Origin of the sequence: Streptomyces sp. NPDC020898 (assembly GCF_044333925.1) — a bacterium.
Classification (GTDB): domain Bacteria; phylum Actinomycetota; class Actinomycetes; order Streptomycetales; family Streptomycetaceae; genus Streptomyces.
Map to the genome: position 1 here is coordinate 283,042 of NZ_JBIRRV010000009.1, position 12,057 is coordinate 295,098.

8 protein-coding genes and 1 pseudogene are annotated in these 12,057 nt (G+C 70.8%); 5 read left to right on the top strand and 4 right to left on the bottom strand.

Going from position 1 to position 12,057, the window contains the following annotated elements; translation table 11 throughout:
- Nucleotides 1-245: 245 nt before the first annotated feature.
- The 3 genes from ACH4TV_RS28135 (at nucleotide 246) to ACH4TV_RS28145 (ending at nucleotide 4,826) form a co-directional block, all read left to right on the top strand.
- Nucleotides 246-1,547: a M6 family metalloprotease domain-containing protein gene (locus tag ACH4TV_RS28135; protein ID WP_398402824.1), complete on the top strand. Its 1,302-nt coding sequence runs from the start codon at nucleotides 246-248 to the stop codon at nucleotides 1,545-1,547.
- 78 nt (nucleotides 1,548-1,625) lie between these two features.
- Nucleotides 1,626-3,302, top strand: a complete 1,677-nt coding sequence (locus ACH4TV_RS28140; protein ID WP_398402826.1) for an IclR family transcriptional regulator C-terminal domain-containing protein — start codon at nucleotides 1,626-1,628, stop codon at nucleotides 3,300-3,302.
- A gap of 183 nt (nucleotides 3,303-3,485) precedes the next feature.
- Entirely contained in the window at nucleotides 3,486-4,826 is a 1,341-nt protein-coding gene (locus ACH4TV_RS28145; protein WP_398402827.1) for an enolase C-terminal domain-like protein, read from the top strand.
- A 290-nt stretch (nucleotides 4,827-5,116) separates the two neighbouring features.
- Here ACH4TV_RS28145 and ACH4TV_RS28150 read toward each other — a convergent pair.
- Nucleotides 5,117-5,557 (bottom strand): annotated as a pseudogene (locus ACH4TV_RS28150) (hypothetical protein); the annotation flags it as partial.
- A 219-nt stretch (nucleotides 5,558-5,776) separates the two neighbouring features.
- Complete coding sequence (locus ACH4TV_RS28155; RefSeq protein WP_398402828.1) at nucleotides 5,777-6,730, bottom strand: GlxA family transcriptional regulator; 954 nt, start codon at nucleotides 6,728-6,730, stop codon at nucleotides 5,777-5,779.
- 284 nt (nucleotides 6,731-7,014) lie between these two features.
- On the opposite strand from ACH4TV_RS28155, the gene ACH4TV_RS28160 reads away from it, so the two are divergent.
- On the top strand, nucleotides 7,015-7,962 hold the full coding sequence (locus ACH4TV_RS28160) for an NADP-dependent oxidoreductase (RefSeq protein WP_398403014.1): 948 nt from the start codon (nucleotides 7,015-7,017) through the stop codon (nucleotides 7,960-7,962).
- Between the two features lie 199 nt (nucleotides 7,963-8,161).
- Here ACH4TV_RS28160 and ACH4TV_RS28165 read toward each other — a convergent pair whose 3' ends face one another.
- Together ACH4TV_RS28165 and ACH4TV_RS28170 are read right to left on the bottom strand one after the other, a co-directional pair.
- The gene (locus ACH4TV_RS28165; protein ID WP_398402830.1) at nucleotides 8,162-9,223 is read right to left on the bottom strand and encodes an alkene reductase; all 1,062 of its coding nucleotides are present in this window, start codon (nucleotides 9,221-9,223) and stop codon (nucleotides 8,162-8,164) included.
- Nucleotides 9,224-9,328: 105 nt separating this feature from the next.
- Nucleotides 9,329-10,120: an SDR family NAD(P)-dependent oxidoreductase gene (locus ACH4TV_RS28170; RefSeq protein ID WP_398402832.1), complete on the bottom strand. Its 792-nt coding sequence runs from the start codon at nucleotides 10,118-10,120 to the stop codon at nucleotides 9,329-9,331.
- 194 nt (nucleotides 10,121-10,314) lie between these two features.
- On the opposite strand from ACH4TV_RS28170, the gene ACH4TV_RS28175 reads away from it, so the two are divergent.
- Nucleotides 10,315-10,893, top strand: coding sequence for a TetR/AcrR family transcriptional regulator (locus ACH4TV_RS28175; RefSeq protein WP_398402834.1), 579 nt, complete (start codon nucleotides 10,315-10,317; stop codon nucleotides 10,891-10,893).
- Nucleotides 10,894-12,057: the final 1,164 nt, after the last annotated feature.

Here is a 12,057-nt window from a genome sequence, read left to right on the forward strand (position 1 = left end):
TATGAGGCTTGCGGTGCGATCCGGGGAAGCAGTCCCCGTTTCGCTCGGACACATGACCAAACGGGGAAACGGTCCCCGGTTATTTCCCGCATCGACAGAGATTCCATGTGACCTGAGTCACAAGCGCCTGGGCGGGAAATCCACGATCGGTCTCCTCCAGCGCGCGCTCCCGCCGCCCTCCACACAGGGTGATCGAAAGGGTGCAGTCCGAGACCGGCGGCTGCCGTGGCGCGAAGGGTCCGTGCATGCAGCAGCCCACCAGCCGTCGTCGGATACGCCCGCGGGGTCCCCTGCGCCCTCGCCGGGTGGCCGCCCTCGCGTCCGTGGCCGCGCTGACCCTCGCGGTCAGCACCTCGGCCGGCACCGGGCACCTCACCGGGGGCGCCACGACGGCCGCGGGCTCCATCTCGCTGGCCCGCTCCTCCCCCCTCGGGCCCTGCCTGATCAGGGGCGGCCTCGGCGTCCAGATGTCCGAGGGCCTGCCCACCCCGCTCGGCTACTCCCGCTCCACCGGCACCGTCCGCGCCCTGAACCTGATGGTCGACTTCTCCGACGCCCCCGGCCAGGGCAGCGCCCTCGACCGCCTCGCGGAGTTCTTCCCGCAGACCCGGGACTGGTTCACCACCAGCTCCTACGGCCGCCTCGACTACCGCCCCGAGGCCCCCGTCGCCGACTGGCTGCGGATGCCCCGGTCCTTCCGCTCGTACGGCATAGAGCGCGGCGCCCCCTTCGACCCCGGCTACCGCCGGCTGGTCCAGGACATCGTGGCCACGGCCGACCCGACGGTGGACTTCCGCTCGTACGACCTGCTGAACGTGCTGGTCACCCCCAACGCGGGCCCCTCCGCCCTGGACACCGTCCTGTCCGTCACCTTCGCCGGCAACGACGACGCTCCGGTCGCGGACGGCGTGCCCGTCGCCAACGCGTCCTTCGTCTACTCCCGCCAGGACGACGGCTCCGGTGCGTACGACACCACGGGCTACCGCGTCCTCCCCCACGAGAACGGCCATGTGTTCGGGCTGCCCGACCTCTACACCCACGAGGGCGGCGGTGCGGTCGGCCACTGGGACATCATGAGCGAGGACTGGGGCGCCAACAACGACCTCCTGGGCTGGCACAAGTGGAAGCTCGGCTGGCTGGACGCCTCGCAGGTCGGCTGCGCGGTGACGGCCGGGACGACCGAGTACGCCCTCACTCCCCTGGCCCGTCCCGGCGGCGCGAAACTCGTGTTCGTCCCCCTCACCTCCCGTACGGGATACGCCGTCGAGCTGCGCACCCGCGAGGGCAACGACGAGACGGTGTGCCGGCCGGGCGTGCTGATCTACAAGGTCGACGCGAACGTCGACACCGGCCGGGGCCCGGTCACCGTGTACGACTCCCGGCGCGACAGCGGCGGCTGCACCCGCAGCCCGAACGTCCACGCGGAACTCTCCGACGCGCCCTTCGCACCGGGCGAGTCCTTCAAGGACCCGAGACGGGGCGTCCAGATCGCGGTCGCGAGCGCGGACCTCGACGGGAACTACCGGGTGGCGGTCACTCGCCGGTAAGGGTCTTCCCGTGGTGGCATCGGTGGTGGCGGCAGGCCCACGACCAGCGGTTTTCCGTACGGGCATTACGGTGTGCCCATGATTGACCCCGTCCCCGCCACCCTCCCCGTCGCCGTCCCCGTCGAGGCTGTCGCCCCGCTGATGCGCGGGATCGCCGTGCTGCGGCAACTGACCGAGTCGGGCGGGACGTTGAGCCTGAGCGGGCTGGAGCGGGCGACCGGGCTGGCCCGTTCGACGGTCGACCGGATCACGGCGACGCTCGCACGGATGGGGTACGTCCGTCTCGACGGCCGGGACGCGGTTCTCACCCCTCGGCTGATGGAACTCGGCAACGCCTATCTGGCCGCCCTCCGGCTGCCCGCTCTCCTCGACGTGCACGCGGACGCCCTCGCCGACGAGCTGGACGAGTCGGTGTCGCTCGCGGTCGGCGACCGGGACGGCATCCGTTTCATCCACCAGGCGACCCGCCGCCGCGCCATGTCCCTCAGCTTCCGCATCGGCGACCTCCTCCCCGCCGAACGCACCGCCCCCGGCCCGCTGTTCGCCACCGAGTGGACGCCCGCCGACTGGCACCGCTGGCGCGAACGCCGGGCGGCGGACCCGACGGACCTAGGCTTCCCCGCCGTTCCGCCCCGCACCGACGACACGGGCGCCGACTTCGAGGCGTACGTCGAGCGGGCCCGCTCGGACGGCTGGGCACTGGACGACCAGCTGATCGAACCGGGGCTGGTCGCCGTCTCCGTACCCGTACGGGACCCCCGTACGGGCCGGGTGGCCTGTGTCGCGAGCGTGGTCAGCCACACGAGCCGCCGTACGACAGCCGGCCTGCGCGACGACCTGCTGCCACGCCTTCGCGCGACGGTGGCCGCGATGGAGGCGGAGTTGCGGGCGCAGCCGCAGCCCTCGTCGCTGGCCCCTCCCTCCGGCCTGGCCGCCTGGACCGGGGCCTCGAAGCAGGAACTGGGCCGGGAGTTCATCGAGTCCCTGGCCAGGGGCCTGACCGTCCTGACGGCCTTCGGCGAGTCCCGCGCCGACCTGACCCTGACGGAGGTCGCGCGGGCGACGGGCCTCGCCAGGGCGACGGCCCGCCGGGCCCTGATCACCTACGAGCACCTGGGATACGTCGGGACACACGGCCGCACCTTCGCCCTCACCCCCCGGGTCCTGTCCCTCGGTTTCCCGCCCCTCTCCCGTACGTCCCTGCCCGAGATCGCCGCCCCGCACCTGGCCGAACTCGCGGGTCGCGTCGACGAGTCGGCGTCACTGGCGATCCTGACGGAGGACAGCGGGCCGGGTTCGGAGGCCGAGATCCAGTACACGGCGCGGGTGGCGACGAGGCGCATCATGAGCGCCCACATCACCGTCGGGACGCGGCTTCCGGCGTACCCCACCTCGATGGGCCGGGTGCTGCTGGCCGACGTACCGGAGGGGCGGTTGACGCTGCCGCCCCTGCCGCCGCTGACTCCGCACACGGTGACGGACCCGGCGGCCTTCGCAGGGGTGCTGGCGGAGGTGCGGGAGCAGGGATACGCCCTGGTCGACGAGGAGTTGGAGGAGGGGCTGCGGTCGATCGCGGTCCCGGTGCGGGACCGTACGGGACGGGTCGTCGCGGCGGTGAACGTCGCGATGCACACGACCCGGCGTACGGCGGAGAGCTGCGTGGCGGAGGTGCTGCCGGAGCTGTACGGGACGGCGTCCCGAATCGAGGCGGAGCTGCGGACGGCGGGGCGGTTCACGCGGGTGCCGTTGGCCTAGGGCGGTGTCCCGCGACACCGCCCCGACTCCCCCGCACCCTGATCACCGCAGCCGCCCCATGGCAGCGGACACGATCTCTTCTCCGGCATGGGGCCCATCGTTGACCCCGCCAGTTCACTCACCTAGCCTCCATCTGCATACATGGACAGCATCTGCACCCCGCGCATCGGCCGGAGGATCTTGATGACCGTGAGTACGAGCCAGCCGACCGTCACCGCCTTCGCCGTCTATCCCGTCGCCGGCCGCGACAGCATGGAGCTGAACCTCTCCGGCGCCCACGGCCCCTACTTCACCCGCAACGTCGTGATCCTCACCGACTCCGAGGGCCGTACGGGACTCGGTGAGGTCCCCGGCGGCGAGAAGATCACGCGGACTCTGCGCGACGCCGAGTCGCTGGTCGTCGGTGCCAAGGTGGGCGACTACAAGCGGGTCCTGCGCGAGATCGGCGCCCGGTTCGCCGACCGCGACTCGGGCGGACGCGGCGCCCAGACCTTCGACCTGCGCACCACCGTGCACGCGGTGACGGCCGTCGAGTCGGCGCTGCTCGACCTCCTCGGCCAGCACCTGGACGTACCGGTCGCGGCCCTGCTCGGCGACGGCCAACAGCGCGATTCCGTACGGGTGTTGGGCTACCTCTTCTACGTCGGCGACCCGGACCGCACGGACCTGGACTACGTCCGCGAACCGGACTCGGACGTGGACTGGTACCGCGTCCGGCACGAGGAGGCCCTGACCCCGGAGGCAATCGTCCGCCAGGCCGAGGCCACCCACGCCCGCTACGGCTTCCGCGACTTCAAGCTCAAGGGCGGGGTCCTGGAGGGCGCCGACGAGGTGAAGGCCGTACGGGCGCTGAAGGACCGGTTCCCGGAGGCCCGGATCACCCTCGACCCGAACGGCGCGTGGTCGCTGCGCGAGGCTATCGAGCTGTGCGCCCCCCTGCACGGCACCCTCGCCTACGCCGAGGATCCCTGCGGGGCGGAGGACGGCTACTCGGGGCGCGAGATCCTGGCCGAGTTCCGCCGGGCGACCGGCCTCCCCACGGCGACCAACATGATCGCCACGGACTGGCGGCAGCTGACCCACGCCCTGGCCCTCCAGTCGGTCTCCATCCCCCTGGCCGACCCGCACTTCTGGACCATGCAGGGCTCCGTACGCGTCGCCCAGCTGTGCAACGCGATGGGCCTGACCTGGGGCTGCCACTCCAACAACCACTTCGACATCTCCCTGGCCATGGTCACCCACTGCGGCGCGGCGGCCCCGGGCGAGTACAACGCCCTCGACACCCACTGGATCTGGCAGGAGGGCCTGGAACGCCTCACGGTCGCTCCGCCGCGCATCGTCGGGGGTGAGATCGCGGTGCCGGACGCGCCGGGGCTGGGGGTTCAGGTGGACATGGAGCGGGTGCTCGCCGCCCATGAGCTGTACCGGGAGAAGGCGCTGGGGGCGCGGGACGACGCGACCGGGATGCGGTTCCTGGTGCCGGGGTGGGAGTTCGACGGGAAGCGGCCCTGCCTGGTGCGGTAGGAGGGGGGAGCGAGGGCTGCGCGGCCTGCCGGCCCGGCATGTCCACCCCGGCGCGGCGACAAGCTCGGCGGTGCGCTTCGCCTCGCGCTCGCGCGACGGGGGACGCGGGAGGCCAGAACAGCGGGCCTGCGGACCGGGGAGTGGACGGGCTGGATGCGCACTCCGCTCAGGGCGCCGGCAACCGGGAGGAGCAGGGGCGCCTTCGTGCCCGCCGTCTCCTGCACCGGTGCCGCGCTCATGACCCGCACCGTGGTCCCGTTTCCGTCCAGGTCCCCGTTCCCGTTGCGGTTCCGCTTGCCGGCGAAGACGAACACCCGCAGTACGAGGAAGCGCCCGATGCCGGCGAGTCCGGCGGCGGCGAGGTAGACAGCCTGCTCGTAGAACGCTCCGGCCGACGGCTGTACGACGTGCAGGACGAGGACCGCGACGGAGGTCACCGCGTAGGCAGCCGTCGCCGATCCGGCGGACTGCCAGTGCTGGCGCCATCCGGCGTGCCCTGCCCCGAAGGTGAAGTGCGCGTGGAGCTCCGTACTGAGGACAGTGGACACGACGGTCATCACCGCATTCGCCACGACCCAGGGCATCAGCCCGGCGAGCGCCGCCACGGCAGCGCTGGAAGCGACTCCGACACCGCCGCCGAGCAGGACGAACCGGGCGAAGGAGGCGAGCGGCCGGGGGGCTTCCTGCGCCACGTCCACCGTCACCGGCTTCGGCGAGACCAGTGACTTCATGGGATGCCCTTTCAGAGGGAGGAACTCGTGGACCACTTGACCGGTGGGTTCCAGTGGCCCGCTCACTCGCCCCTGAACCTTTTACATTACGACCATACGATCATAAGAACAGGACCTCTTCACAGGCAAGGGCCTGATGACTCTTTGGAGTATGACCGTACTCACATAGGGGTGGGGGTCCAGTGGGGTCCGGCCCCCGTGGTCTTCCTCAACCAACCTCTACCGGGACAGAGCACCCCGGAAGGTGCGCCGGTAGGCGAGGGGTGAGACGCCGATGGCGGCGTGCAGATGCTCCCGTAGCGAGGTGCCGCCGGCGAAGCCGACCTGGCCGGCGATGTCGTCCACCGGCTGGTCGGTGGTTTCGAGGAGGTGCCGTGCCCGTTCGACGCGCTGCTGGATCAGCCAGCGCCCCGGGCTCATGCCCACCTCCTCGGTGAAGCGGCGGGCGAAGGTGCGCAGGCTCATGCGGGAGTGCTCGGCGAGGTCCGTCAGAGTCATGGGCTCGTGGAGGTTCTCCAGCGCCCACTGGCGTGCGGTGGCCGTTCCTCCGGCCGGGGCCTCGGGCACCGGGTGCTGGATGTACTGCGCCTGCCCTCCGTCGCGCCACGGCGGGACGACGCACATGCGGGCCACCTGGTTGGCGACCTCACTGCCGTGGTCCTTGCGGATGAGGTGCAGGCAGACGTCGAGCCCGGAGGCGGCACCGGCCGATGTCAGCACATCTCCGTCGTCGATGAAAAGGACGTCGGGATCCAGTGCGACCTGTGGGAAGCGTGCGCGGAAGGGGTCCGCGCCCATCCAGTGGGTGGTGGCCCTCCGACCGTCGAGGAGACCGGCTTCGGCGAGGACCAAGGCGCCGGTGCAGATGGACACGAGGCGGGTGCCGGGAGTCACGGACGCGAGCGCCTGAACCGCTGTTTGCAGCACGTCCCGGGTCATGACGACGGCACCGAAGGGCGGGAGGATGACGGTGTCGGCGGTGCGCAGCACCTCCGGGCCGTGCTCGACGGTGATCGAGAAGTCGGAGTTGGTGCGGACCGGGCGGCCGTCGACACTGCAGGTCAGGACCTCGTAGCGACCGTCCGCCGACCCGAAGACCCGGCTGGGGATGCCCAGTTCGAAGGGGTACACACCGTCGACGGCCAGGACGACGACTCGGTGGATGGATGCCATGGCGTGATCCCGTCGGAAGTTGGAATTCATGCCAGGGTATCGGACCGGAGGGCGACGGCGAGCGCGGCGAGCGCGGCGAGCGCGGCGAGCGACGGCGAGCGCGGCGAGCGACGGCGAGCGCGGCGAGCGACGGCGAGCGACGGCGAGCATGCTGGACACATCACGCGCACCCTTCCCCTCGCGCAGCCATGGCGTGATCCCGTCGAAAGTTGGCATTCATGCCATGGCGCCGGTGTGTGGCAGGCAGCGACGCTGGACGCATGACGAATCCCAGTACCGCCACCATGCGCGCCATCCGCCAGGACACCCACGGCTCCCCCGATGTGCTCAAGGAGGTCGAACTGCCCCGGCCCGAGCCGGGGTTGAGTGAGATCCTGATCGCCGTCCGCGGGGCCGGCGTCAACCCCACCGACTGGTGGAACCGCGCGCTGCCCATGACCGCCAACGGCCTGCCTCTCATCCTGGGCTGGGACGTCTCCGGAGTCGTCGAGTCCGTCGGCACCGGCGTCACCGTGTTCAAGCCCGGCGACGAGGTCTTCGGCATGCTGCCCTACCCCCACGGGGTCGGCGCCCACGCCGAGTACGTGACCGGCCCGGCCCGCGCCTTCGTCCACAAGCCCGCCGGCATCGACCATGTCCAGGCCGGCGCCCTCCCGCTCGCGGCCCTCACCGCCTACCAGGCACTCGTCGACACCGCCGACATCCAGCCCGGGCAGAGGGTCCTCATCCACGCGGCGGCCGGCGGCGTCGGCCACCTCGCCGTCCAGATCGCCAAGTCCCGCGGCGCATACGTCCTCGGCACCGCCAGCGCCGCCAAGCACGACTTCCTGCGTTCGATCGGAGTGGACGAGGCCATCGACTACCAGACGGTCGACTTCACCGAGGCCGCCAAGGACATCGACGTGGTCCTCGACCCGATCTCACGGGACACCGCCGCCCGCGCCCGCTCCCTCGCTGTGCTGGGCCCCGGCGGCACCCTCGTCTCGATCCTTCCGTTCCCCATCGACCCCGCCGAACTGGCCGACATCGCCGCACGGGGCATCCGCTACGAGAGTCTCCTCGTCGAGGCCGACCGCGCCGGCATGCAGGCCATCGCCGACCTCGTCGAGACCGGCGCCCTGCGCGTCCACATCGCGGCCACCTTCCCGCTCGCCGAGGCCGCCAAGGCCCACATCCTCGGCGAGACCGGCCGCACCACCGGCAAGATCGTGCTGACGGTCGAGGGACGCTGAGGACGCGGATCGCCGCCCAAGCCCTCAGGGCCGTCTTCGACGGGGGCGACACCACCGCCGTCGACCGCCACGTACGGCCGGACTGCATCCAGCACAACCCGCTCGCCCCCGACGGCCCCGAGGCCAGTTGGGCATACCGGCCCGCCAGGACCGGTACGGGTGGAGTCGGGGTCGGGGTCGGAGTCGCGGTCGGAGCTGGTCAGGCGGCGTGGGTCGGGTAGTCGGTGTAGCCGGCCGCGCCGCCACCGTAGAAGGTCTCCGGGTCGGGGGTGTTCAGCGGCGCGTCGGCGCGGACGCGCTCGACCAGGTCGGGGTTGGCGAGTGCCATCGAGCCGACGGTGATGACGTCGGCGAGGCCGTCTTCGACGTCCTTGGCACGGGTGGCGATGTCGGTGCCGGCCCGGTTGAGGACGAGGGTGGTCGGCCACAACTTGCGCAGGGTGTGCAGGAGTTCGTCGTCGCCACCGTGGAGGACGTGCAGGTAGGCGAGGTCGAGCGGGGCGAGGGCGCTGACGAGGGCGGGGTACAGCTCGTGGGTGTCGCTCTCGGCCATGTCGTTGAAGGGGGTGGCGGGGGAGATACGGATGCCGGTGCGGCCGGCGCCGATCTCCTCGGCCACGGCGGTGGCCACCTCGACGGCGAAGCGGATGCGGTTCTCGATGGATCCGCCGTAGCTGTCGGTGCGCTGGTTGGTGTTGGTGGAGAGGAACTGGTGCACGAGGTAGCCGTTGGCACCGTGGATCTCGACGCCGTCGGCGCCGGCCGCGATGGCTGCCGCGGCGGCCCGGCGGAAGTCGTCGACCACGCCGGCGACTTCCTCGGTGGACAGTTCGCGCGGTACCGGCATCTCCTGGAGCCCGGACGCGGTGAACATCTCGCCCGCCGGCCGGACCGGGGAGGGGGCGACCGGCTGCCGGTGGTGGGGGGTGTTGTCGGGGTGGGACATCCGTCCGGCGTGCATGAGCTGGATGACGATGCGTCCGTCGGCCTTGTGCACGGCGTCGGTGACCTTGCGCCAGCCGGCGATGTGTTCCTCGGTGTAGATGCCGGGGGTGAGCGGGTAGCCCTGGCCGTCGGCGCTGGGCTGGGTTCCCTCGGTGACGATGAAGGCGTGCGAGGCGCGCTGGGCGTAGTACTCGGCGTTCAGCTCGGTGGGCGCGCCGCTCGGGGTGGACCGGTTCCGGGTGAGCGGGGCCATGGCCAGCCGGTGCGGCAGGGGGATCTCTCCGGCGACGATCGGGTTCCACAGGGTGTTCGACATGGGTGTTTCCTCAGATGAAGGGTGTGAGTGAGCGAGGGACTGTTCGTACGAGAGGGAGGACGCCGAGCGTGTCGGTCCTCCCTCGCACCGGGGGCGGAGCGATGGTCAGCCGCGGTAGCGGTCGGCCGGGACCCGCAGCGACAGGTTCGGGACGAGCGCCTGACGCGCCTTCTCGAACGCCTCCCAGTCGCTGATGTCCGGCAGCGACAGGATGGTGACAGGCTCCCCGGCGTCGAGGCCGGCGAACGCCGCGTCGACGGCGTCGTCCACGCTCATGATGATCTCGTCGGGGAACGTCTCGAGGTCGACACCGGAGCCGTCCCAGAGATCCGTGCGGACAGCGCCCGGCAGCACGGCCTGCACCGTGACGGGGCTCTCGGCGAGTTCCTGCTGCAGGGCCTGGGTGAACGTCAGGACGTAGCTCTTGGTGCCGCTGTAGACGGCGCTGACCGGCAGGATGTTGAGAGCCATGGCGGAAGAGACGTTCACGACGGTGCCGCGCCCGCGGGCCGTCAGGCCCGGCAGGACCGCGATGGTCAGCCTGGTCAGCGAGGTCACATTGAGGTTGATCAGCGCCTCGTAGGCCGCCGCGTCGGAACCTGTCAGCGGCGTGAGCAGCGCGGCGCCGGCGTTGTTGATCAGTACCTCGATGCTCTCGTCGGTCCGCAGCCGCTCCTCGACAACGGCGATCTGTGCCGCGTCGGTGAGGTCGGCGGCGACGATGTCCACCGCACGGCCCGTGCGGCTGCGGATGTCCGACGCCAGCGTCTCCAGCCGCGCGGCGTTCCGGGCCACCAGGATCAGGTCGTAGCCCCGGTCGGCCAGCCGCTGCGCGTAGGCGGCACCCAGGCCGGCGGACGCTCCGGTGACGACGGCGGTCTTGTTCTGCGTGGTCATGGTGGATCTCATTTCTGGTCCGTCGGATGCGTGGGTGGGGCCGGAGTGTCGGCCTCGCTTTAGATTACGATAACTATCTAACGTCGTCCGGTCAACAGCGGGCGTCGCCGTACGGAACGAGGGCGCCACTGCCGCCCGCCCGACCCTTCGCGTACGATAGATACACTTCAATATCTAACGTGGGCAGGTGACTGATGAGTCGCGTTTCGCAGGCACAGGCGGTCGAGAACCGCAGGCGCGCGGTCGCCGCGGCCTCCCAGCTCTTCCGGGAGCGCGGTGTGAACGGCATCAGCGTCGCCGACCTGATGAAGTCCATCGGGCTGACCACGGGTGGCTTCTACAAGCAGTTCTCCTCCAAGGAGGCCCTGGTGGCCGAGGCCGCCCAGGCCGCCTTCGGGGACGTTGACGTACTCCTGGCGTCGTTCGACACGGCCCACGGCGATCACAACACCGCGCGCGGCGCCCTCGTCGACTACTACCTGTCGGCCGAACACCGCGACCAGCCCGGCACCGGCTGCCCCACCGCGGGGTTCGCCGGGGACATGGCTCGCGAGCCCTCAGCCGGGGAGGTCCGCGAGACGTACGCGGCCGGAGTCCAGGAATTCGCCGCGTGGATGTCCACCGACACCGACGACGGCCTTCCCATGGTGGCCACGCTGGTCGGCGCGATCCTGCTCGCCCGGGCCACGGCGGGCACAGAACTGTCGGAGAAGATCCTGGAATCGACCCACAGAGCCATGACCGCACCACACGGGCCCGACCTCGAATCCTGAACACGGGCTACGCGACCGGGGCCCGACGCCACATAGGTAGGCAATCGGGGCCCGGGCCCCCGCCGCTACCCCCGCCGCTGCCGCCGTCCCGGCGTCGGGCCGACGACCACGCGAGACGGTCGACCGAGCCGCGCCCTCTCGACCGAGCCGTACTCTCGGCCCCCGACAGCCCGCCGCCCGCATCCAGCGACCGCACCAGCCAGGACCAGGCCGAGGCAGTCCACCACCCGGTGCCGCTTGGAGCCGCCCGCCTTGTCCCCGCCGTCCCAACCGGAGGTGGGGCGCGGGCTGTTCGCTGCTGCCCGCGTCGACTGCGAGACCACGATCGCGGCCGCCGACTCTCGCGTGATCGGGGCCTCGACGCAGACAGCCCGGCCGTATTGGCAGCCCCATGACACGTTCGATGACGGATACGGCGACGGATACGGCGGCAGATCCGCTTCCATCCCTTCATCCGTAACGTCGGGCACGACCCGTGCACGAGCATCACTGATGTAGGCAATGACAGTGCCCGGCGCAGGGCATGACGCCCTGTCGTCCATTGGCCTCCGTCAGGCGTGACGGTCCGTCGGATATTCCCCCACACCAAAGACGGAGATACGGCATGACCACAGTGACGATGAAGAACGGAACCACGAGGAAGAGGATGAGCCGTGTGACAGCGGTGTCATTCTTCTGCGCCGCCACGCTCGCAGGAACGGCCACATCGGCGCAGGCATACGAGTCGTGGGTGGAAACCGGGTATCACCGGCTTACGCAACAGCGGGCGACAGAAGACCTCCCTGGCCTGCAGCAAACGTGCCGTAGCAAGAACGGGCAGGTCAGCTCGACCAGAGTTATTCAATCGTCTACGAGCGGCTCCCCGGTCACGTATCTCGCACAGGTGTTCTGCTATACCAGGTGACGGGGCCGAGGGTGCCTGTGCGGTGAGCGCGGCGGCACCTTCGTAGAGGCAGCGGTAGCAGGTCCCGGCCGGACAGGCTGTTGTCCGCGGTGAGCTGACGCACCCGGGTGTTGTCGAGGAACCAGCGGATGACCAGCACGGTCTCCGGAGACAGCTCAGCGCCCGGGTGCCGACACAGGGTCCCGAGCCGGTCGCGCTCGGCCCTCGTGAACGATGAGAGGTACGGGACGGTGTCCCGTCTCATGTCGATCCCGGGGTGT

Coding starts and splice junctions, on each gene's coding strand:
- ACH4TV_RS28135 (WP_398402824.1), top strand. CDS start 246: ATGCAGCAGCCCACCAGCCGTCGTCGGATACGCCCGCGGGGTCCCCTG.
- ACH4TV_RS28145 (WP_398402827.1), top strand. CDS start 3,486: ATGACCGTGAGTACGAGCCAGCCGACCGTCACCGCCTTCGCCGTCTAT.
- ACH4TV_RS28155 (WP_398402828.1), bottom strand. CDS start 6,730: ATGGCATCCATCCACCGAGTCGTCGTCCTGGCCGTCGACGGTGTGTAC.
- ACH4TV_RS28175 (WP_398402834.1), top strand. CDS start 10,315: ATGAGTCGCGTTTCGCAGGCACAGGCGGTCGAGAACCGCAGGCGCGCG.
- ACH4TV_RS28170 (WP_398402832.1), bottom strand. CDS start 10,120: ATGACCACGCAGAACAAGACCGCCGTCGTCACCGGAGCGTCCGCCGGC.
- ACH4TV_RS28165 (WP_398402830.1), bottom strand. CDS start 9,223: ATGTCGAACACCCTGTGGAACCCGATCGTCGCCGGAGAGATCCCCCTG.
- ACH4TV_RS28160 (WP_398403014.1), top strand. CDS start 7,015: ATGCGCGCCATCCGCCAGGACACCCACGGCTCCCCCGATGTGCTCAAG.
- ACH4TV_RS28140 (WP_398402826.1), top strand. CDS start 1,626: ATGATTGACCCCGTCCCCGCCACCCTCCCCGTCGCCGTCCCCGTCGAG.